The organism is Sphingomonas sp. S-NIH.Pt15_0812, from assembly GCF_003951315.1.
Classification (GTDB): Bacteria; Pseudomonadota; Alphaproteobacteria; order Sphingomonadales; family Sphingomonadaceae; genus Sphingomonas.
On record NZ_QLJH01000018.1, the window covers coordinates 21235 to 43473 of the forward strand.

At 68.7% G+C, this 22239-nt stretch carries 19 protein-coding genes and 1 pseudogene; 10 read left to right on the top strand and 10 right to left on the bottom strand.

Annotated features, from left to right (window positions below; translation table 11 throughout):
* Positions 1-7 precede the first annotated feature (7 nt).
* From BRX43_RS12775 to BRX43_RS12785, 3 genes are read left to right on the top strand one after another with little or no spacing between them, the layout of a single operon-like run.
* A complete protein-coding gene (locus BRX43_RS12775; protein WP_125995450.1) occupies positions 8-799 on the top strand; it encodes a type III pantothenate kinase in 792 nt (263 codons plus the stop codon).
* A gap of 54 nt (positions 800-853) precedes the next feature.
* On the top strand, positions 854-2491 hold the full coding sequence (locus tag BRX43_RS12780; protein WP_125995452.1) for a ribonuclease J: 1638 nt from the start codon (positions 854-856) through the stop codon (positions 2489-2491).
* A gap of 4 nt (positions 2492-2495) precedes the next feature.
* Positions 2496-2777: a DUF1467 family protein gene (locus tag BRX43_RS12785; RefSeq protein ID WP_125995454.1), complete on the top strand. Its 282-nt coding sequence runs from the start codon at positions 2496-2498 to the stop codon at positions 2775-2777.
* Between the two features lie 6 nt (positions 2778-2783).
* Here BRX43_RS12785 and dcd read toward each other — a convergent pair whose 3' ends face one another.
* The 7 genes from dcd to BRX43_RS12820 all read right to left on the bottom strand — a co-directional run bounded on the left by dcd (position 2784) and on the right by BRX43_RS12820 (position 11079).
* Positions 2784-3338 carry a dCTP deaminase gene (gene dcd, locus BRX43_RS12790; RefSeq protein WP_125995456.1) on the bottom strand — a complete coding sequence of 185 codons (555 nt, stop codon included), beginning with the start codon at positions 3336-3338 and terminating at the stop codon, positions 2784-2786.
* A 59-nt stretch (positions 3339-3397) separates the two neighbouring features.
* On the bottom strand, positions 3398-4270 hold the full coding sequence (locus BRX43_RS12795; protein ID WP_241214935.1) for a PEP-CTERM sorting domain-containing protein: 873 nt from the start codon (positions 4268-4270) through the stop codon (positions 3398-3400).
* Positions 4267-5352, bottom strand: coding sequence for a PLP-dependent cysteine synthase family protein (locus BRX43_RS12800; RefSeq protein ID WP_125995458.1), 1086 nt, complete (start codon positions 5350-5352; stop codon positions 4267-4269). Before BRX43_RS12800 ends, BRX43_RS12795 begins: the two co-directional genes overlap by 4 nt.
* Before the next feature lie 48 nt (positions 5353-5400).
* Entirely contained in the window at positions 5401-8742 is a 3342-nt protein-coding gene (locus BRX43_RS12805) for a glycosyltransferase (protein WP_125995460.1), read from the bottom strand.
* Between the two features lie 89 nt (positions 8743-8831).
* The gene (locus BRX43_RS12810; RefSeq protein ID WP_125995462.1) at positions 8832-9389 is read right to left on the bottom strand and encodes a CHAP domain-containing protein; all 558 of its coding nucleotides are present in this window, start codon (positions 9387-9389) and stop codon (positions 8832-8834) included.
* A 147-nt stretch (positions 9390-9536) separates the two neighbouring features.
* Entirely contained in the window at positions 9537-10385 is an 849-nt protein-coding gene (locus tag BRX43_RS12815; protein ID WP_125995464.1) for a MoxR family ATPase, read from the bottom strand.
* A 40-nt stretch (positions 10386-10425) separates the two neighbouring features.
* Positions 10426-11079 (bottom strand): hypothetical protein, encoded by a 654-nt coding sequence (locus BRX43_RS12820; protein ID WP_241214936.1) that lies wholly within the window; start codon positions 11077-11079, stop codon positions 10426-10428.
* A gap of 217 nt (positions 11080-11296) precedes the next feature.
* Between BRX43_RS12820 and BRX43_RS12825 the strand changes: the two genes are divergently transcribed.
* From BRX43_RS12825 to BRX43_RS12840, 4 genes are all read left to right on the top strand, one after another.
* The gene (locus BRX43_RS12825) at positions 11297-13669 is read left to right on the top strand and encodes a S9 family peptidase (RefSeq protein WP_125995466.1); all 2373 of its coding nucleotides are present in this window, start codon (positions 11297-11299) and stop codon (positions 13667-13669) included.
* 158 nt (positions 13670-13827) lie between these two features.
* The gene (locus tag BRX43_RS12830; protein ID WP_125995468.1) at positions 13828-14544 is read left to right on the top strand and encodes an MgtC/SapB family protein; all 717 of its coding nucleotides are present in this window, start codon (positions 13828-13830) and stop codon (positions 14542-14544) included.
* Positions 14545-14632: 88 nt separating this feature from the next.
* Complete coding sequence (locus BRX43_RS12835) at positions 14633-15661, top strand: aspartate-semialdehyde dehydrogenase (protein ID WP_125995470.1); 1029 nt, start codon at positions 14633-14635, stop codon at positions 15659-15661.
* 2 nt (positions 15662-15663) lie between these two features.
* A complete protein-coding gene (locus tag BRX43_RS12840; RefSeq protein WP_125995472.1) occupies positions 15664-16107 on the top strand; it encodes a hypothetical protein in 444 nt (147 codons plus the stop codon).
* A 21-nt stretch (positions 16108-16128) separates the two neighbouring features.
* Here the strand turns inward: BRX43_RS12840 and BRX43_RS12845 are convergent, their stop codons facing one another.
* A complete protein-coding gene (locus BRX43_RS12845) occupies positions 16129-16749 on the bottom strand; it encodes a YitT family protein (protein WP_241214937.1) in 621 nt (206 codons plus the stop codon).
* A 213-nt stretch (positions 16750-16962) separates the two neighbouring features.
* On the opposite strand from BRX43_RS12845, the pseudogene BRX43_RS20880 reads away from it, so the two are divergent.
* Positions 16963-17847: pseudogene (locus tag BRX43_RS20880) on the top strand (acyltransferase); the annotation flags it as partial.
* A gap of 135 nt (positions 17848-17982) precedes the next feature.
* On the opposite strand, the gene BRX43_RS12855 reads toward BRX43_RS20880, so the two are convergent.
* Positions 17983-18447, bottom strand: coding sequence for an NfeD family protein (locus tag BRX43_RS12855; protein ID WP_125995478.1), 465 nt, complete (start codon positions 18445-18447; stop codon positions 17983-17985).
* A gap of 40 nt (positions 18448-18487) precedes the next feature.
* Positions 18488-19480, bottom strand: coding sequence for an SPFH domain-containing protein (locus BRX43_RS12860; RefSeq protein WP_125995480.1), 993 nt, complete (start codon positions 19478-19480; stop codon positions 18488-18490).
* 119 nt (positions 19481-19599) lie between these two features.
* Here BRX43_RS12860 and guaB point away from each other — a divergent pair, with 119 nt between their 5' ends.
* Both guaB and BRX43_RS12870 read left to right on the top strand, forming a co-directional pair.
* Positions 19600-21057 carry an IMP dehydrogenase gene (guaB, locus tag BRX43_RS12865; protein ID WP_125995482.1) on the top strand — a complete coding sequence of 486 codons (1458 nt, stop codon included), beginning with the start codon at positions 19600-19602 and terminating at the stop codon, positions 21055-21057.
* 1 nt (position 21058) lies between these two features.
* On the top strand, positions 21059-22231 hold the full coding sequence (locus tag BRX43_RS12870) for an RsmB/NOP family class I SAM-dependent RNA methyltransferase (protein ID WP_125995484.1): 1173 nt from the start codon (positions 21059-21061) through the stop codon (positions 22229-22231).
* Positions 22232-22239: the final 8 nt, after the last annotated feature.

Genomic DNA, 22239 nt, shown 5'->3' on the forward strand with positions numbered 1-22239 from the left:
GGCCGTCATGCTGCTCGCCATCGATGCCGGAAACACCAATATCGTCTTCGCGCTGGTCGATAGCGACGGGCAGGAGCGGCACATCCGGGGCCGTTGGCGGCTCGCCACCGATCCCCGGCGGACGGCGGACGAATATGCCGTGTGGCTCAGCCAGTTGCTGGCGCTGGAGGGCTTTGCGCGGACCGACGTGACCGATGTCATCATCTCCACGGTCGTTCCGCGCGCGCTCCACAATCTCCAGGTGCTGGCCCGCAAATATTTCGGTGGCGAGCCGCTGATCGCCGGTCAGGCGCCGGTCGAATGGGGCATCGAGATCGATGTCGACGAGCCGCGCTCGCTGGGCGCGGACCGCGCGGTCAACACGATCGCCGCTCATGCGCTCCATCCCGGCGACCTGATCGTCATCGACTTCGGCACCGCCACGACCTTCGATGTCAGCGACTATCGCGGGGCGTACAAGGGCGGGATCATCGCGCCCGGCATCAACCTGTCGCTCGACGCGCTCGTCACCGCCGCCGCCAAGCTTCCCCGTATCGCCATCGAGGCACCGGCCAGCGCCACCGTGATCGGCCGCAACACGGTCGACCAGATGCATATCGGCATCTATTGGGGCTATATCGCGATGATCGAGGGGCTGGTCGCCCGGCTGAAGGCCGAGGTCGGCCGTCCGGTCAAGGTGATCGCCACCGGTGGCCTCGCCACGCTCTTCGAGCAACATACCAATATCTTTGACGCGATCGAACCGGATCTGACGATCCAAGGTCTGGCGATGATGTGGGATAAGGCCCATATCCGTTGAACCACGCCCGCGCCGGGCGACCTTCCGGCGCATCCTCCATATGAGAGCAAACATTTGACCCCCAAGAACGAACTTCTCTTCTGCGCGCTCGGCGGCTCGGGCGAGATCGGCATGAACGTCAATCTGTACGGCACCCGTGGCAAATGGGTGATGGTGGACTGCGGCATCACCTTCGCCGATCCGGCCTATCCCGGCATCGACGTGATCCTGCCCGACCTCCAGTTCATCGAGGAGCGCCAGGAGGATCTGGTCGGCATCGTGCTGACCCATGGGCATGAGGACCATATCGGCGCCTTGCCCTATCTCGCCGAGGATCTCGGCGTGCCGCTCTACGCCACCGCCTTCACCGCCGGACTGATCCGCGGGAAGCTGGAGGAAGAGGGCATCGAGAACCGCGTCAAGCTGCGCATCATCGACTATGGCAAGCGCGTCGATGTGGGGCCGTTCGGCTTCACCTTCGTGCCCATGTCGCACTCGATCCCCGAAGCCTCGGCGCTGCTGATCGATACGCCGGACGGCCGCGTCTTCCATTCGGGCGACTGGAAGCTCGACGCCGCGCCGATCATTGGCAATCCCGCCACCGCCGAGCAGCTCGCCGCGATCGGTGAGGAGGGCGTCGACGTGCTGGTGTGCGACTCGACCAACGTGTTCAACAAGGATGCGTCCGGCTCGGAATCGACGGTGCGGCGCGGATTGGCGGAGACGATCGCGCACGCCAAGGGGCGGGTGCTGGTCACCACCTTCGCCTCCAACGCCGCGCGCCTGGTGACGCTGGGCCAGGTGGCGCGCGAGACGGGGCGCAAGCTGTGCGTAACCGGCCGCTCGCTCGACCGGATCCTGAAGGTCGGCCGCGCCTGCGGCTACTTCAAGGACTTCCCGGACACCGTCGATCCCGAGACGGCGATGCGCCTGCCCAAGAACAAGGTGCTGATCGTCGCCACCGGCGGGCAGGGCGAGGCGCGCGCGGCGCTGTCGCGCGTCGCGGAGGGCAGCCACACGATCAAGCTCGACATGGGCGATACGGTGGTCTTCTCGTCCAAGCAGATCCCCGGCAACGAGGTCGCGATCGGCCGCATCCAGAACCTGCTTGCCGCCAAGGGCGTCGAGATGGTGACGGAGCGCCAGGCGCATGTCCATGTCTCCGGCCATCCGGGGCGGCCCGAACTCGCCAAGGTCTATGGCTGGCTGAAGCCCGACCTGCTGGTGCCGGTCCATGGTGAGATGCGCCACCTGATGGAGCATGCCCGTTTCGGTCTGTCGGAGGGGGTACGGAACAGCGTCGTCCAGACCAATGGCGATGTGATGCGGCTGCTGCCCGGCCCGGCGAAGAAGATCGGCACGGCGCCGATCGGCCGGCTGGTGCTGGACGGCGACGTGATCCTGCCGTCCGACGGATCGACGATCAACGAGCGGCGCAAGCTGGCGCTGAACGGCCAGATCTCGGTCGCGGTCGCCGTGGCGCGTGACGGTCGCCTGGTCGGTACGCCGCAGGTGCGCCTACAGGGCGTGCCGGTCGAGGACGAGCGCACCGCCTTCATCGACGACGCGGTCGATGCCGCCGCGCAGGCGATGAAGGGCGGGCGTCGGGCGAAGGACCGGCTGCGCGAAGATGTGCGGCTGGCGGTGCGCCGGGTGGCGACGCGCTGGACCGGCAAGAAGCCGATCGTCGACGTGCTGATGATCGAGGCCTGATCTCGTGAAATGGACGTCGGCGCTTGCGATCTACGTCCTGTTCTGGGCCTTCAGCGTCTTCCTGGTGCTGCCCTTCGGGGTACGCACCACGGAAGAGGCGGGGGGCGAGCGCGTGCCGGGTCAGGCCGACAGTGCCCCCCATGACTTCCGCGTCGGTCGTATCGCGCTGCGCGTGACGATCGTCGCGACGATCCTGTTCGCGCTGTTCCAGCTCAATTATCATTACGGTTGGATCACGCCGATCAGCGCCGATTATCTCGGGCTGGCCAACATGGCGGTCCGCTGATCCCGGTTACAGCCGGGGCAGGGTGACGCCGCGCTGGCCCATATATTTGCCGGCGCGGTCGGCATAGCTGGTCTCGCAGGGCTCGTTCCCCTTCAAGAACAGGAACTGGCACGCGCCTTCATTGGCGTAGATCTTGGCGGGCAGCGGCGTGGTGTTGGAGAATTCCAGCGTCACATGCCCCTCCCATTCCGGTTCCAGCGGCGTGACGTTGACGATGATGCCGCAGCGCGCATAGGTCGACTTGCCCAGGCAGATCACCAGCACGTCGCGCGGCACGCGGAAATATTCGACCGTGCGGGCGAGCGCGAAGCTGTTCGGCGGGATGACGCAGACATCGGTCTTGCGATCGACGAAGCTGTTGGCGGCGAAATCCTTGGGGTCGACCACCGCGCTGTCGACATTGGTGAAGATCTTGAACTCGTCGGCGACGCGCGCGTCATAGCCGTAGGAGGACAGGCCATAGCTGATGCAGCCGTCGCGGCGCTGCGCCTCCACAAAGGGTTCGATCATGCGATGGTTGGTCGCGTGCTCGCGAATCCAGCGGTCGGAGAGGATGGACATGGGTCCACCCCTTCGCGGCAAAGCCGCCGGCGTGCAAGCATGGCCTCGGCATCGACCGTTCAGCGGCCGCAACCGCCCCTGGTCTCCAGCGCCTCGTGCGCGATGCCTTGCAGCGCGGCGGTCTGTTCGGGGGAGAAGCCGAGCTCCATCGCCGCCGTCTCGTCCCGATCAAGCGAGCGCGGATCGCGGCCGGTGATCTCGCCGAACAGCACCAGCGCTTCCAGATAATAGCCATAGGCGCTGGCATGATACTGGTCCCAGGCCCAGAGCGGCAATTGGCCATAGGCGATGCCGTCATAGGGGTCGGCATCGGCGACGCCGGCGCGGATCGCGCAGGTAAAGGCCTGGCCCACCGGGGCGACGCCGCGCACCGCCGCCCCGGCCGATCGGGCGGCGCGGTCGTATCCCGCGCGGACGCCGTTCGCCATCGCCGCGATGCCCTGGCCCGACCAGGGGCTGCCGGGCCGATAGGTCAGGTCGGGCCGCGACCAGGTGCTGTCGAGCAGCAGGCGGACGCGTGGGTTGCGGGCCGTGAACAGCCGGGCGAGCGTATCGACCGAGGCGATCGTCTCGGCCGGGTCGCCGGGGCGCTGGGGGTTGAGCGTCGAATAATCCTGAAGCACCACCCGGTCCCAGCGCCGGTCGATCTGCGCGCGGCGATTGGCGAGGTGCCAGGCGAGGCTGCGCCCGCCCTCCGTCTCCAGCGACACATCATAGTCGAGGCCGGCCTGTTCGGTGAACCGCTTGAACAGCGCGGGCACGCCGCCGACACCGGTGCCGTTCAGGTCGGTGACGCGGTGCGCGCCCATATGATGGACCGGCGAATGCGCGCCGAAGGTGAAGCTGTTGCCGACGAACAGGATCGTCTCCGCCCGGACCGGCGCGGCGGCCAGTCCGAGCAGCGCGGCGAGGGCGAGCAGCCGGCGCATCATCGTCCCAGCAGCGCCGCGATGCGGCGTTCCTCCGCCTGCCACTGGACGGCGCGGGCACCCAGCCAGTCGTCGTCATAGCAACTGTCGGCATAACGCTGCCCGCTGTCGCACAGGATGGTGACGACCGCGCCCTGTTCGCCGCGCGCCGCCATCTCCTCGATCAGCATCAGGCAGGCATGGATGTTGGTGCCGGTCGACCCGCCGACCGGCCGACCAAGCCGCTGGCTGATCGCGCGCATCGCGCCGATGCTGGCGGCGTCGGGCACCGCGACCATGCGGTCGATCACGCCGGGGATGAACGATGCCTCGACGCGCGGCCGGCCGATCCCCTCGATGCACGAGCAGCAGCCCTGGTCGAGCGTCTGGATCGAACGGTCGGCATAATGGCGGTGGAAGACCGAGGCTTCCGGATCGGCGACGCACAGTTGGGTCGGATAGCGGCCATAGCGGATGTAGCGCCCGATCGTGGCGGAGGTGCCCCCGGTGCCCGCGCCGCAGACGATCCAGGCCGGCACCGGATGATCCTCACGCGCCATCTGCGCGAAGATGCTCTCGGCGATGTTGTTGTTGCCGCGCCAGTCGGTCGCCCGCTCCGCATAGGTGAACTGGTCGAGATAATGGCCGCCGGTCTCCTCGGCCAGCCGCGCCGCCGCGCCGTAGGCGTCGCGGGGATCGTCCACCATATGAATTTCGCCGCCATGGAAGCGGATCGCGTCGAGCTTGGCCGAGGAGGTGGAGGCCGGCACCACCGCGATGAAGCGCAGGCCGAGCAGATGCGCGAAATAGGCCTCCGACACGGCGGTCGAGCCCGACGAGGCCTCGATCAGTACCGTGTCCGGCCCGACCCAGCCGTTGCAGATCGCATAGAGGATCAGCGATCGGGCCAGGCGATGCTTCAGGCTGCCGGTCGGATGGACCGACTCGTCCTTTAGGTAGAGGGTGATGCCGGGGAAGCGTGGCAGTTCCACCCGGATCAGATGCGTGTCGGCGGAGCGATTGAAGTCCGCCTCGATCCGGCGGACCGCTTCATCGGTCCAACGGGCGGCGAGCGTCGCGGCGGGCAGGGGGCTGGCATCGATCATCGCGACACCGGTTGCGCCAATCCGCCCGCCCCCGTCAACCGGCCCCCCTCAACCGCCCGCACCCTCGACGCGGCCGGTCCGCTCCAGCTTGCCCCAGCCGATGCCGAAGCCGCCGACCGCCGATCCGATCGCCTTCAGCACCACCCAATACATGAGCTGGCGATAGACGAAGCGCTGCGCGACCAGCAGATGCGCGGGATAATGTCTCTCGCGTGGCTCCAGCCGGTAGGCGATCCAGCCGCAAAGGATGTCGATCGTGGTGAAGGCCAGCCAGTAGACGCCCATCTGCAACACGTCGCTCTGCGTCTGCGCCCAGCCATGCTGCTGCACGCGCACGATCGTCGAGACGACGGAGATGAGCAGCGCGAGATCGATCACGGGCGAAATGGCCGCGAACACGATCTGGAACAGCCAGGCCTGGGGCAGGCCGATCATCGCAAGGCCGGCGGGCCGGCGCTGCTTCAGGATGGCGGCATGTTTCCACAGGCATTGCAGCGTGCCGAACGCCCAGCGGAACCGCTGCTTGGCCAGCGCCTTGAAGCTTTCCGGCGCCTCGGTCCAGGCGACCGCATCGACATCATAGGCGATGCGCCAGCCGGCCCGCTGGATGGCGATGGTCAGGTCCTGGTCCTCGGCCAGCGTATCCTCCGGATAGCCGCCGACCTGGTCGACCGCCTGCCGCCGCCATGCGCCGACCGCGCCCGGCACCACCGTCATCGCGTCGAACTGCGCGAGCGCCCGGCGCTCGACATTCTGCGCGGTGACATATTCCACCGCCTGCCAGCGGGTCGCCAGGTTCACGCGGTTGCCGACCTTGGCATTGCCCGCCACCGCGCCGATCGCGGGATCGGCGAACCAGCGGACGAGGCGCGCGATCGTGTCCGGCTCGAACTGGGTATCCGCGTCGAGCGCGACGATGATCTCGCCCCGCGCCTGGAGCAGCGCGCGGTTGAGCGCCGAGGCCTTGCCGCCATTGGTGAGGGTCAGCAGGCGGACGCGCGGATCGCCGCCGAACGCCTCGGCGACCAGCGCGCTGGTGCGGTCCTTGGACCCGTCATCGGCAACGATCACCTCGATGGTCGCGCCCTCGCTGGCCAGCACGCGGGTGACGGAGGGGACGATAACCGCCTCCTCGTTCCAGGCGGGGATGATCACCGACACCAGCCGCTCGGGGGTGAAGGGCGGCGGCTCGATCCCGGCGGTCTTGCGGGCATTGTGCACGGCCAGCCCCGCCATCAGCACCGCGCGCGCGATGCCGAGCGAGATGGCGACGAAGAACAGCCATTTGAGCAGCCAGACGAACCCGCCGAGCAGCGCGAAGATGCCGACATCGACGCGCACCGCGGCCAGGTCGCTGCCGCTGACCGGCGGCATCACCTGCGCGTGGCTGAGGCCCATCAGTCGCGACACGGGCACGAAGGTGAAGCCGCGTGCGCGCAGCCCGTCAATGATCCGGGGCAGCGCCTCGACCGTCTGCGCGCGGTCGCCGCCGCCGTCATGGAGCAGGATGACGTTGGCGGTGCCGCGATCGGCGCTGGGGTTCACCGCCTGATCGATCGCGCGCTGGACGATCGCGTCGACGCCCGGCCGCTTCCAGTCGTCGGGATCGTCGTGCAGGCCGACCACCGTATAGCCGCGCTCCTGCGCGATCAGCGCGGGGTCCAGCTCGTCGGGCGTGGTCGGCTCGGCGTCGCCGAAATAGGGCGCGCGGAACAGGCGGGTGGCATGGCCGGTATAGGCCTCGATCAGCCGCTGCGTGGCGTTCAGTTCCAGCGCGGTGCCGCGCGTGCTGACCTCGGCGAGGTTGGGGTGGGTATAGCTGTGGTTGCCGATCTCATGCCCCTCGGCGACCAGGCGGTCGAGCAGCAGCGGATGCGCCAGTGCATTCTCGCCGATGACGAAGAAGGTGCCGGGGGCATGTTCGCGCTTCAGCACGTCCAGGATCTGCGGCGTCCAGGTCGGGTCGGGGCCGTCGTCGAAGGTCAGCGCGACCAGCTTGGGGATCGCGCCGGTGCGGCGGACGACATAGGGGGTGGGCAGGGTCTGATATTGTTCGCCGACGATCAGGCCGTTGGGCTTGAACGCAACCTGGCGGGCGCCGAGGGTCGGCGTGTTGGTGATGCGCAGGATCTCGCCATCGCCCTCGACATCGACATTGCCGACCGAGCGGAAGGTCGACAGGTCCGGCCGCATGCCCTTGCGCCAGGTGGCGAAGTCCTTCCACACGCCCGGGTCCTCACTGCCCAGCCGCCACAGGGCGACCGCGCCGACGCCCGAGGCCTTGGCGGCGAGCAGCTCGTTCCACACGCTGGCGGCGTCGAGCATCCACACGTCGTGACGCCGGCCGGCCTCGTCCTGATAGGCGAAGTGGCTGTTGCCGCTGGCGGGGTCGAAGGCGATGGCCGCGCCATTGTCATGCGCCGCCAGCCAGGCCTCTTCCAGGCTCAGCGCATCGGCATGGCCGCCATGCCAGTCATAGGCATAGCTGCCGACCGCCAGCACCAGCTTGTCATGGCCGACCTGGGTCAGCGCGTCGCGCAACTGGCGGAGGAACCAGCCCTGCGCCGCGATCGGGCCGGGCTGGCCGCCCTGCCAATGCTGGTCGTAATCCATCAGGAACAGCCGATCGGTCGCGCCCGCGAACGCCTTCAGGTTCCAGTCGGGGTCGCCGACCGGCACGGTCGCGGTCACCAGCTTGCCCAGCGGGGTCCAGGCGGTGCGCGCCTCGCGCAACAGGGTGCGATAGTCGTTCAGCGACCCGGCCGGCAGGCTCTCGAAGTCGAACACGACGCCTGCCGCCTTGCTCTGCACGATCGACCGGCCGATCGTGTCGATCAGCGTGCGCCGCGCCCTGGGATCGTGGAGCAGCGCCGCCGCGCCCGCGCCGTCCCAATCGCCATCGGCGGTGTTCTGCACCATCGGCAGCACCGCCGGCCGCTTCGGGCTGGCGGCCAGGATGGCGTCGAACCGCGGATCGGGGGTGCGGACGATGGTGTGGTTCGGGCCGGTGACGCTGAATTGCGCCGGCACCACCCAGTCGAGCTGGCCGATATGGCGTTCCAGCGACACGCGGCTGGCATCGGCCCAGGGCACGTAGAAGCCGACCGTCAACGGCCGCCCGCCGGTGCCGGCCCTGGCCCGCTTGGGCAGCCAGCCGATGTGGCGCAACTCGTGGCTGACGCCGTGTCGGAAGGCGGCGATCCGCTGCGCCAGCGGCGCGGCGCGGGGCCGCTCGAACGGCAGGGGCAGCGAGGCGCCCGCCGGCACGTTCAGGATCGTCACCGCAAAGGCCGCGCCCGCCAGCAGGATCACCGCCACCAGCAACAGCACGCCCCGCAGGCTCCACGCGCGTCGATTGCCGCTGGGGTCGTAGAAGATCGGTTTGCTCATCGTCGGGGCCCTAGACGCGGATGTCTTCTCATGCCGTGTCCCCTACATGACCGATCCGTCATCCGATCGGCGAGGAAGCACTCGATCGTTCAGCGTCTCTTCGTGTCGGGAACATAGGCGTCGATCAGCGCGCCCACATAGTCGGGGGCGACGCCGGTCAGCTCGCGCGCCGGGGTGCCGCCATAGATGAAGCCGTCGACCGGATAGGTGCTGCCGCCCAGCCCCTCATTGTCGCGGAACCAGACCTTCACGTCGCTCCAGTCGTTGCCCGGGCTGACATCGTAGAGCGTCACGTCCTGCTCGGCATGGCCCCGCTCGCCATTCTGGCGCGACCAGTTGGCGTGGGTCAGCATCACCACGCGCGTCTCGACCACGCGGCTGACCACGGCGACATGGCCGAGCGGCAGGCGGCTGGTGCGCGCGAAGACGATCACCGCACCGGGGCGGGGCACATGGCCGCGGGCATAGCGACCCTCGGCCTGGCTCCACCAGGTCCAGGCGTCGCCGAAGATCTGGATGCCCGAGGCGGCCCGCGCGAAGGGCACGCATTGCCCGACATAATCGAGCAGCGACCGGCCATGGGCGGGCGCGGCGACCGACAGGGCGGTGACCATCAGCGCAAGAGCGGAGGTGGCGGCGCGAAGCATGCGGCAAATTATGCCGATTCGCGGTTAATGGAAGATGAGAATCCGGCTTTTCCGGCGCAATTCATCGCATTGGTGAGGGCGTTCCTGAACATTCCCCTATTGTTCCGCAGCCTTCGCCGGGGAGCCGTCGAGGAGAATGGCACAGGCTTAACCCGGCTTGCGCCGCGACAGGAAGGCGAGGCGTTCGAACAGCATCACGTCCTGCTCGTTCTTCAACAGCGCGCCGTGCAGCGGCGGGATCGCCTTGGTCGGGTCGCGGTTCTGGAGCACCTCCAGCGGCATGTCCTCGTGCAGCAGCAGCTTCAGCCAGTCGAGCAACTCGCTGGTCGACGGCTTCTTCTTCAGGCCCGGCACCTCGCGCACCGCGTAGAAGATCTCCATCGCGCGGGCCACCAGCATCCGCTGGATGCCGGGGAAATGCACCTCGACGATCCGCTCCATCGTCTCGCGGTCGGGAAAGGCGATGTAATGGAAGAAGCAGCGCCGCAGGAAGGCGTCGGGCAGCTCCTTCTCGTTGTTGGAGGTGATGACGACGATCGGCCGCTCCACCGCGCGCACCGTCTCCTTCGTCTCGTAGACGTGGAACTCCATGCGATCGAGTTCCTGAAGCAGGTCGTTGGGGAATTCGATATCCGCCTTGTCGATCTCGTCGATCAGCAGCACCGGCGGCGTGGGATGGGTGAAAGCCTCCCACAGTTTGCCGCGCCGGATATAGTTGCCGATGTTGTTGACGCGCGGATCGCCGAGCTGGCCGTCGCGCAGCCGCGCCACCGCGTCATACTCGTACAGGCCCTGCTGCGCCTTGGTGGTGGACTTCACCGCCCATTCGATCAGCGGCGCGCCGATCGCCGCCGCGATCTCCTGCGCCAGCACCGTCTTGCCGGTGCCGGGCTCTCCCTTGACCAGCAGCGGCCGGCGCAGGGTGACGGCGGCGTTGACCGCGACCCGGAGGTCGTCGGTCGCGACATAGCGGGCGGTGCCTTGGAAACGATGCATGGCCCGAGACTTGGCGGATCAGTCCTCCACGTGCAAGCGGTCAGCCGCGCGCCGCGCGCCGCGCTTCCAGCAGGTCCCACAGACCGCGATGCTGGGCGAGCAGCTGGCGCGCGCCGAAGGTCATCGCCCGTTCCACCGAGGGCGAGTCGGCCAGATGCGTCACCGCGCCCTGCGTCGCGACCAGACTGGGCAGTGTCGTCGGCTGGACCTCGATGGCGAAGGCGGTGGCGCAGCGGGCGAGCAGGTGGCGGATCTCCACCCAGTCGGCGATCAGCGCCGCCGCCGCGCCGGTCGCGGTGCCGCCCCGGTCGGACCGGGCGAGCATCTCGATCGCATGACGGACGCCGGCCAGCGCCGCCTCGCTCTCCGCCTGGCCGGGGGTGGAGGGCAGGGGACCGGCCGCGGCGGTCAGCTGCGCGATCAGCCCGCGCTCGTCGGAGAAGCCGGCCGCCGCCGCCGCCAGCCAGTCACAGGCATCGGGCTGGACGCAGCGCTGGTGCGCCTCGTCGACCATGCCCGGATGGCTGCCATGGACGGCGCACAGGGCATGGACCGCGTCGGACAGGTCGCGCGGATGCGCCGCCGCCGTCAGCAGATGCAGGAGATGCGGGTGCGGTGCGCTGCCCTCCTCGGATACCAGCCCTCCGATCCGGTCCCAGGCACTGTGATGTGGTGCCAGCTTTACGCTTTCCAATGCTGTTCTTCCCGTATGCTTGCGGCGGATTTGGCCCGCCGGGTCCGGAGGCTATCGGACAGGAGGCGATACCGAACCGCTCAAATACGTGGTGAAACTGTCATTAACCCTGATCCGGGCGGCGGCGGATGGCGGGATTCCGGCTGGACGCGGGCCTGCGTCCTGTCGATAACGCCCCGGTCGCCCGGGTCGGGCGCGGCTACGGAGATTGGGCGGGATGCGCGCATGGGTGTTGGGTTTGGCGCTGGGTACGGCAGGATGTTCGATCGCGACGGCGGCCATGGCCGCTGACCAGACCGGGGCGACGCCGCCCGCCACGTCGCCGGCGTCCACCGCACCGGCCACCCCGCCAGCTCCCGTCGATCCGGCGGACGGCCGGCTGACGCTGGCGCGCGTGTTCGGCAATCCCGACCTGTCGGGCACCCAGCCGCGCGCGCTCCGCCTGTCGCCGGACGGCACGCTGCTCACCAGCCTGCGCAACCGCCCCGACGAGAAGGAACGCTTCGACCTGTGGGCGGTCGACACGCGCACCGGCGCGGAGCGGATGCTGGTCGATTCGAAGCGCGTCGGCACCGGCGCGGAGCTGACCGAGGCGGAGAAGATGCAGCGCGAGCGGGCGCGTATCGCCGGATCGAAGGGGATCGTCGATTATGACTGGTCGCCGGACGGCAAGACGATCCTGGTGCCGCTGGACGGCGACCTCTATCTCGCCACCCTCGACGGGCAGACGCGCAAGCTGACGCAGGGGGCGGGCGGCGCGCTCAACCCCGTGGTGTCGCCGCGCGGGCAGTATGTCACCTATGTCCGCGACCAGAATCTCTGGGCGCAGCCGCTTTCGGGCGGTCCCGCCCAGCCGGTGACCAAGGGCGGCGGCGGCACCGTGCATTTCGGCGAGGCGGAGTTCGTCGCGCAGGAGGAGATGCACCGCGACACCGGCTATTGGTGGAGCCCGGACGAGAGCCGCATCGCGGTCGAGCGGTTCGACGAGGCGCCCGTCCATGTCTTCACCCGCGCCGCGATCGGCGCGACGGGCACCAAGGTCTATGAGCAGCGCTATCCGGCGGCGGGCACGCCCAATGCCGTGGTCGAACTGTTCGTGATGAAGCCCGATGGCAGCGGCCAGGTGAAGGTCGATCTGGGGCCCAACCCGGACATCTATCTGGCCCGGGTCGACTGGCTGCCCGACGGATCGGCGCTGCTGGTCCAGCGGCAGACGCGCGACCAGAAGCGGATGGACGTGCTGCGCGTCGACCCCGCCACCGGCCGCTCGACCATCCTGTTCACCGAGAAATCGGGTGAGAAGAGCTGGCTCAACCTGTCCGACGCGTATCGGGTGCTGAAGGACGGCAGCCTGATCTGGCGTTCGGAAAAGACCGGCTATGGCCAGCTCTACCGCTTCGCCGCCGGCAAGTGGACGCCGCTGACCAAGGGCGACTGGGTCGTGACCAGCCTGGTCGGCGTCGACCAGGACAAGGGCCGCGTCTATTTCCTAGGCAACAAGGACGATGTGCTGGAGCAGCAGCTCTATGCGGTCGACATCGCCAAGCCCAACCAGATCACCCGGCTGACCGAGCGCGGCTATTGGAACGGCGCGACGATGGACGGCTCGGCCAGCCGCTTCATCGTCTCGCGCTCCAGCCCCAGCCAGCCGACCCAGGTCTATCTGGCCGATGCGACCGGCAAGCGCCTGTCCTGGATCAACGAGAATGCGATCCGGCCGGGCCACCCCTATTATCCCTATCTGGCGCACCACCGCGAGACCCAGTTCGGCACGATCAAGGCGGCGGACGGCACCACGCTCTATTATGAAATGATCACGCCCAAGCTGGAGCCGGGCAAGACCTACCCCGTCTTCTTCCAGCATTATGGCGGTCCGGGCACGGGCCAGCAGGTGACGCGCGGCTGGCAGGGCGCGTTGCCGCAATATCTGGTCGACCAGGGCTGGATCTTCTTCCAGATCGACAATCGCGGCTCGTACAACCGGGGCAAGGCGTTCGAGGACCACATCTACCATGCCATGGGCACGGTGGAGGTCGAGGACCAGTTGGCCGGCGCGAACTATCTGAAGACCTTGCCCTTCGTCGATCCGGCCAAGATCGCCACCTATGGCTGGTCCTATGGCGGCTATATGTCGATCAAGATGCTGGAGAAGACGCCGGGCGTCTATGCGGCGGCGGTGTCGGGCGCGCCGGTGACCGACTGGCAGCTCTACGACACCCATTATACCGAGCGCTATCTGGGCGATCCGGCCAAGGACCCGGCAAGCTATAGCGGCTCGGCGGCGATCGCCGATGCGTCCAAGATCCGCGATCCGCTGCTGCTGATCCACGGCATGGCCGACGACAATGTCTTCCTGGACAATTCGACCGCCTTCGCCGCCGAGATGCAGCGCACCGCGACGCCGTTCGAGATGATGTTCTATCCCGGCTATACCCACCGCGTCGCCGGACCGGGGATCAGCGAGCATCTGTGGAAGACGATCCTCAACTTCCTCGACCGCGAGGTGAAGAACAGGCCTGCGGCGGTGCCGGCGCCGGAGGAGGGCGAGACCCCAGCGGCACCGGCACCGGCACCGGCGACGGCGCAGTAACCGTCCGTGGACCGTTGCCCTGCCTGAACCCGGGGTCAGGCGGGGCAACGGCCGATGCCCCGCATGGCCCCGGGCGCCTGCCTTGGCAGGAGCATGACGGAGGCTCGACCACCGTCTCGTAAGACACTCGTCGCACGGCTGCGCTAAGAGGCACGGCGATGCGATTCGTCACCACCTTCCACCTCTGGCCCTTTCTCGACACGCTGGTCAGCTATCTCGCCGCCTTCGTGCTCGGCACGCTGATCGGGGCGGAGCGGCAATATCGCCAGCGCAATGCGGGGCTTCGCACCAACGCGCTGGTCGCGATCGGCGCGGCGGCGTTCGTCGACCTGGGCCAGCGGCTGGGCGGCGATGTCGAGTCGATCCGGATCATCGCCTATGTCGTCTCCGGCATCGGCTTCCTGGGCGCGGGCGTCATCATGAAGGAGGGGCTGAACGTCCGCGGCCTCAACACCGCTGCGACGCTCTGGTGCTCGGCGGCGGTCGGCGCGATCGCCGGCAGCGACATGCTGGCCGAGGCGGTGCTGCTGACCGGCATCGTCCTGCTCGCCAACACCGCGCTCCGTCCGCTGGTCGATGCGATCAACCGCATCCCCGTCGCGGGGCGCAGCGTCGAGGCGACCTATCTGGTGACGCTGACCACCACCGAGCAGCAGGCCCAGGGACTGGGCGACGAACTGGTCGCCCGGCTGGAAGCGGCGCAGCTCCCGGTCGGCGAGGTGCGGATCGAGCCGCGTGCCGGCGGCGCGGCCGATGTGGTGGCGACGCTGACCAGCACGATCGTCGACGATGCCGAACTGGATCAGGTCGCCGATGCGCTCCAGGCGCTGCCCGGCGTCCGCCACGTCACCTGGCAGGGCCGCACGCACGACTGAAGCCACGCTTTATCGCGCAATATCCCGAAACCCGTTGTACGGTGCGACGCAATACCGTTATGGGCCGCGCCTGCATACGGAGGGTCATATGGGTTATCGGGTCGTGGTCGCGGGGGCGACGGGCAATGTCGGGCGCGAGATGGTCAACATCCTCGCCGAGCGCGAATTCCCGCTCGACGAGATCGCGGTGCTTGCCTCCAGCCGCAGCCAGGGCGACCAGATCGAATATGGCGACACCGGCAAGATGCTCAAGATCCAGAATATCGAGCATTTCGATCCCGAGGGCTGGGACATCGCCCTCTTCGCGATCGGCAGCGAGGCGACCGCGGTCTACGCGCCGAAATTCGCTGCGGCCGGCTGTACCGTGATCGACAATTCGTCGCTCTACCGCATGGATCCGGACGTGCCGCTGATCGTGCCCGAGGTGAATCCGGAGGCGATCGACGGCTATCGCGCCAAGAACATCATCGCCAATCCCAATTGCTCGACCGCGCAGATGGTCGTGGCGCTGAAGCCGCTGCACGACGCCGCGACGATCACGCGCGTCGTGGTCTCGACCTATCAATCGGTGTCGGGCGCGGGCAAGGTCGGGATGGACGAGCTGTTCGAGCAGAGCCGCAACATCTTCGTCGGCGATCCCGCCGAGCCGAAGAAGTTCACCAAGCAGATCGCCTTCAACGTCATCCCGCATATCGACAGCTTCCTGGACGACGGATCGACCAAGGAAGAGTGGAAGATGGTGGTCGAGACCAAGAAGATCCTGGACCCCAAGATCAAGGTGACCGCCACCTGCGTCCGCGTGCCGGTGTTCGTCGGCCATTCCGAAGCGCTGAACATCGAGTTCGCGCGCGAGATTTCGGCCGAGGAGGCGCGCACCATCCTGCGCGAGTCCCCGGGCATCATGCTGATCGATAAGCAGGAAGATGGCGGCTACGTCACGCCGATCGAGGCGGCGGGCGACGACGCCACCTATGTCAGCCGGGTGCGCGAGGACCCCACGATCGAGAATGGGCTGAACCTGTGGTGCGTCAGCGACAATCTCCGCAAGGGCGCGGCGCTCAACGCGGTGCAGATCGCCGAGCTGCTCGGCCGCCGGCACCTGCAGAAGGGGGCGTGACGATGCGCGCGCGGCGCGGAGCTTCCGTCGCCGCGCTCGCCCTGGCGGCGATGGCGCTTGGCGGATGCGAGCCCAATCCCCGACGCGAAATGCCGGCGGTGGTCGGCGCGGCATTGACCTATGTCGCGCGGTCCGGCCCGACCTGCATCGAGCGGGTGATCGCGCCCTGGACGCCCAGCCGTTCGCTGCGCCGACACGAATCGGATGCGCCGCCGGGGTTCGAGCGGCTGTTCCGGCCGGGCGTGTTCCGCGGCGGCGGCGGCATCAAGACCGCGCCCGCCGGCATCCGCATCGCCGCGCGCAGCCATTGCCGGCCGGTGCGCGGACCGTTGATCCTGGGCGACCGGGCGATGCTGCGCGTCAGCCGCGACGGTGGCGATCGCAAGCTGTGGCTCGCCAAGGAAGCAGGGCATTGGCAGGTGGTGGCGGACACGCCCGCCGTCTGATCGCTTCCGGGTCGGCTCGGCTCAGTGGCCGATATAGCGGCCGGGCCGGTGCCAGGCGATCAGCATCAGGCTGATCGCCACCGCGCTCAGCGCCGACCAGGCCAGTTGGGGGACGCGCACCACGGGGATGGCGGCGGCCAGGATCACCACGTCCAGCGCCATCTGCGTCCGCCCCGCATTCCAGCCCCGGCTGCGTTGCAGCCACAGCGTCACCACCCCGGTGCCGCCGACCCCGGCCTGGTGACGGGCCAGGCAGAGGATGCCCATGCCGATCACCGTGCCGCCGACCAGCGCGGCGAAGGCGGGATGGACATGGCTGATCGTCACCGAACCGCGCGCCAGCATCGTCACCGCACTGATCCCCAGATTGGCGAGCACCGTCTTGATCGCGAACCGCGTCCCCAGCACCCGCTGCGCCAGCGCGAAGAAGGGCAGGTTGACCAAGGTGAACAACAGTCCCGCCGGCAGCGGCAGGATATAGGACAGGAGCAGCGCGACCCCCGCGATGCCGCCGGTCACCAGCCCGGCGCCCTTGAGCAGCACCAGGCCCAGTCCGATCAGGATGCAGCCGATCGCCAGCGCATAGCCGTCCTCCGCGACGCTGTGCGGGCGGCCGAGGGGCAGGTCGGGGGCAGGGGGCAAGGCTGGAACTCCGTCGGGGTACGGACATCCTCTCCTGCGACCGTCTATACCGATCGTCCGACCGTTTTCACGCGGTAAATCACGCTGAGGCCGGTCCCGGCATGGATCGTGCCCGGCACGAGACGCGCGCAAGGATCTGGTCTCGCGCCGACCAGCATCCCGGGCGTCGCCTATAATCAAAATGATAGAGGCGACAGTTCCGGGAACGAAGAGATGAAGCAGCGACTGACCGCCCTGGATGCGACGCGGGGACTGGCGGTGGTCGCGATGGTCTTCGACCATGTGCTGCTCTGGGGCCATGCGAACGGTCATCATGGCGCGTTCGATGCGGTGTCGCGGCTGTTCAATTTCTTCCGGATGCCGGTGCTGATGCTGGTCAGCGGTTATCTGGCGCATGCGCTGCTGTCCCGATCCATGGCGAGGACGCTGGACCGCTGCGTCCATTTCGCCTGGATCTACATGATCTGGCTGGTGCCGCTCCTGCTAGTGTCGCCCTTCGGCAACGACCTGTCGCTGCCCAATTATGTAGATAATCTGTCGCGGCCGATGACCAGCCTGTGGTTCCTCTGGGTGCTGGGCCTGTTCACCCTGTCGGTGCCGTTCACCGCCCTGGTCCCCCGCTGGATCGTGCTGGCTGCGGCCGCCAGCCTGGGGGTCGTCAGCTTTGTCGGCCTGTTGCCGCTCAATACCTACAGCTTCCAGAACGCCGCCATCTATGCGCTGATGTTCTATGCGGGACTGTCCTGGCGGCCGGAGATCGAGCGGGCGCTGACGGCGGATCTGTCCTGGTCGTTGCTCGCCAAGCTGGCGGCGGCGGCGGTGGTCGCCACTGTGGCGGCGCAGATGCTGCGGCTGGCATCCGGCCATGACGGGCTGGGCGGGGCGCAACGCCTCGCCATCTGCCTTGCGGCGCTCTACGCCATTCGGGTCATGGTCGATCGCCTGCCCGGTCTGGCGAGGCTGGCCTGGCTGGGGCGGAACACGCTGCCCGTCTATGGCCTGCATCTGCCGCTGATGATGATCGTGCGCGATCCCGTCGCGCGCATGGCCGGGCCGCTCACGCCCGTCGCCTGCACGGTCGTGCTGATCGCGGGATCGCTGCTGCTGCACCGAGCCGCAAGGCAGGCGAAGCTGGCCTGGCTGTTCGAGCGACCCGTATGGCTGACGATGGCGGGGGACCGCGTGCTCGGCGGCATCGCGTTTTCGCGACCGTTCGCCGGTAGGGTCGCGCTGTCAGGGGCGGGCGGCGGCCGGGTCCGCGATCGACTCCACCGTCACCAGGCCGCCCTCGACCGCGACGATACGCGCCGTCGCGCCCTGTGGCAGGTCCGGACCGGTCGCCGGCCAGCTGCCGTCGCCGATCCGCACCCGGCCACGACCCTGGCGCAATTCGGTGTCCACGACCACGATCGCGCCGATCATCCGGCCCGCCGGGTCGTTGAGGCGCGCATCGCCCTCGACCGGATAATCGCGATACCAGCGTCGGCCGATTAACACGGTCACCACGCTCCACAGCGCGAAGGCCACGACCTGCGCGACCGGCGGCAGGTCCGGCAGCACATAGCTGGCCAACCCGGTGATCGCCGCCGCGATCGCCAGGAAGATCAGGAAGACACCGGGGACCAGCAGCTCCGCGATCCCCAGCACCAGCGCCGCCGCCAGCCAGGCCGGCCCGCCCAGCCAGTCGCCCCCGGTCATGCCGCGTCCCGGCCCGGGTCATCAGGGCGCCGCATCGCGCTCAGCCCTGCGGCAGCTCGAACGGTCCCCGGCGCGGCTCGGCCCGTGGGGCGGTGGGAGCGGGGGTGGTGACATTGCCCTTCGGCGTATCGGCCAGCGCCTCCTTGGCGAGCGCGCCGATGCCGCCCAGCGTGCCGATCAGCTGAGTCGCCTCGACCGGGAACAGGATGGTCTTGGCATTGGGGCTGGTCGCGAACTTGCCGACCGCCTCGACATATTTCTGCGCGACGAAATAGTTGATCGCCTGGACGCCGCCCGCCTCGATCGCCTCGGACACGACGCGCGTCGCCTTCGCCTCGGCCTCCGCCGCGCGCTCGCGGGCCTCGGAATCGCGGAACGCCGATTCGCGCCGGCCCTCCGCCTCCAGGATGCGCGCCTGCTTCTGCCCCTCGGCGCGCAGGATCTCGGAGGCGCGGGTGCCCTCGGCCTCCAGGATGTTGGCGCGCTTCTCGCGTTCCGCCTTCATCTGCCGGCCCATGGCGGTGACGATGTCGGCGGGCGGGCGGATGTCCTTGATCTCGACGCGGGTGATCTTGACGCCCCAGGGCACGGTGGCGTGGTCGACGACCGACAGCAGCCGCGCGTTGATCTCGTCGCGCTTCGACAAGGTCTCGTCCAGGTCCATCGCGCCCATCACCGTACGCAGGTTGGTGGTGGCGAGCTGGAGCAGCGCGACATAGAGGTCCGACACCTCATAGGCGGCCTTGGCGGCGTCCAGCACCTGGAAGAAGACGACGCCGTCGGTCGAGACGATCGCATTGTCCTTGGTGATGATCTCCTGCCCGGGAATGTCGATCACCTGCTCCATCATGTTCACCCGCCGGCCGACCCGGTAGAAGAAGGCGGGATAGAAGTTGAAACCCGGCGCGGCCGTGGTGGTGTAGCGGCCGAAATGCTCGATCGTGTATTGATAGCCCTGGCGGACGATCTTGATACTGGAAAACAGGTAGAACAGCACCAGCAGCAGTGCGAGCGCGGCGATCGTCAAACCCATGGTTCTTCCCCTCGTTCGGCTCCACATAGCATGGGGCGCGTCAGGGGGCCTAGCGGTTCGCGCGTCATGAGGTTACATGGCGCGCCACCTGACACCCACCGCTAGGATCGGCAGCTACCATGGACATCCGCCTCGGCCTCACCTTCGACGACGTGCTGCTGGTGCCGGGGGAATCGAGCGTCCTGCCCAGCATGGCCGACACCCGCACCCAGGTGACGCGCGGCATCGCGCTCAACATCCCGGTCCTGTCCGCGGCGATGGACACGGTGACGGAGGCGGACATGGCGATCGTCATGGCGCAGCTGGGCGGCATGGGCGTGCTCCATCGCAACCTGACCGTCGAGGAGCAAGTCGCCGCCGTCCGCCAGGTCAAACGGTTCGAGAGCGGCATGGTCGTCAATCCGATCACCATCGCGCCGACCGCGACGCTGGCCGAGGCGCAGGCGCTGATGGCGCGCCACCGGATCAGCGGCATCCCCGTGGTCGAGGCGAACGGCCGGCTGGTCGGCATCCTGACCAACCGCGACGTGCGCTTCGCCGGCAATCCACACCAGCCCGTCTCCGAGCTGATGACGCACGAGAATCTCGCCACCGTCTCGACCGATGTCGGGCAGGAGGAGGCGCGCCGCCTGCTCCACCACCGCCGGATCGAGAAGCTGCTGGTGGTCGACGACGCCTATCGCTGCGTCGGCCTGATCACCGTCAAGGACATCGAGAAGGCGGTGACCTATCCGGACGCGACCAAGGATGCCGCCGGCCGCCTGCGCGTCGCCGCCGCGACCACGGTGGGCGACAAGGGCTTCGCGCGGACCGAGGCGTTGGTCGATGCCGAGTGCGACTGCATCATCATCGATACCGCGCACGGCCATAACCGCGACGTCGCGGCCGCGGTCGAGCGGGTGAAGAAGCTGTCCAACTCGGTCCAGGTCGTCGCCGGCAACGTCGCCACCGCCGAGGCAACGCGCGCGCTGATCGATGCGGGCGCGGACGGGATCAAGGTCGGCATCGGCCCGGGCTCGATCTGCACCACCCGCGTCGTCGCGGGCGTCGGCGTGCCGCAGCTCACGGCGGTGATGGATTGCGCCGAGGCGGGCCACAAGGCGGGCGTGCCGGTGATCGCCGATGGCGGCCTGCGCACCTCGGGCGACCTGGCCAAGGCGCTGGCGGCGGGCGCGTCGACCTGCATGGTCGGCTCGCTGCTGGCGGGCACCGAAGAGGCGCCGGGCGAGACGTTCCTCTATCAGGGCCGCGCCTATAAGTCGTATCGCGGCATGGGGTCGGTCGGCGCGATGGGGCGCGGCTCGGCGGACCGCTATTTCCAGGGCGATATCAAGGACCAGATGAAGCTGGTGCCCGAGGGGATCGAAGGGCAGGTCGCCTATAAGGGGCCGGCGCGCGACGTGATCCACCAGCTGGTCGGCGGCATCAAGGCGTCGATGGGCTATACCGGCTCGGCGACGCTCGCCGCCCTGCGCGAGCGGGCGCGCTTCATCCAGATCACCGGCGCCGGGTTGCAGGAAAGCCACGTCCATGACGTGACGATCACCCGCGAAGCGCCCAACTACCCGACCCGCTGAGGTGACGCCCGCCGCCCGCGTTCAAGCCGCGATCGAGATCGTCGACCAGGTGATCGACGCCGCCACCACCGGCGGCGCGGCCGCCGATACCCTGGTCCAGCGTTACTTCGCGACCCGTCGCTATGCCGGGTCCAAGGACCGGCGGGCGGTGCGCGAGCATGTCTATGCGGCGATCCGGCTCTGTGGGCCGGTGCCGCCGAGCGGGCGCGCCGCGATGCTGCTGCTCGCCGACCGGGATGCCGGGGTCGCCGCCGCTTTCGACGGTTCGACCCATGGTCCCGCTCCGATCGGCGCGGACGAGCCACGTGCCACGCCGGGCCTGGCCCCGACCTGGCTGGAGGCGGCGCTGATCGAGTCCGGCCTGCCGCAGGACGCCCTGCCGGCGCTGGTCGACCGCGCGCCGCTCGACGTGCGGATCAATCCGCTCCGCATGACCGAGGCACTGCCCGAGGGCGAGCCGCTGCCGCACGGTCTCCACGGCCTGCGCCTGCCGAGCGGAACCCGCGTCGAGACGCTGGACGCCTATCGCGACGGTGCGATCGAGGTGCAGGATGCCGGCAGCCAGATCGTCGGCCTCGCGCTGCCGGTCGCACCGGGCGATCGGATCATCGACCTGTGCGCGGGCGCGGGCGGCAAAACGCTGGCGCTGGGCGCACGCATGGCGAACCAGGGATTGCTGCTCGCCTGCGACACCGATCGTGCCCGGCTCCAGCAATTGCCGCCGCGGGCCGAGCGGGCCGGCGTGACGATCGTCGAGGCGCGGCTGCTCAATCCGGGGCGCGAGCGCGAGATGCTGGCCGATGCGATCGGCGCGGCCGACGGGGTGCTGGTCGACGCGCCCTGTTCGGGCACGGGCACCTGGCGGCGCAATCCGGAGGCGCGCTGGCGGCTCGATCCGACCCGACTGGCCCGTTTCGTCGCCACCCAGGCGCAGGTGCTGGCGACCGGCGCGGCCCTGGTCCGGCCGGGCGGGTCGCTGGTCTATATCGTCTGTTCGCTGCTCGATGCCGAGGGGGCGGGGCAGGTGGAATCCTTCCTGGCCGACCATCCCGGCTGGCGTGTCGAACCGCTCGACCTGCCTGCCGGCCGCCCGCAGGGGCAGGGCGTGCGGCTCGATCCCGCGCGCGACGGCACCGACGGCTTTTTCGTCGCGCGGCTGGTGGCCCCATGCTAGGGCGAGGC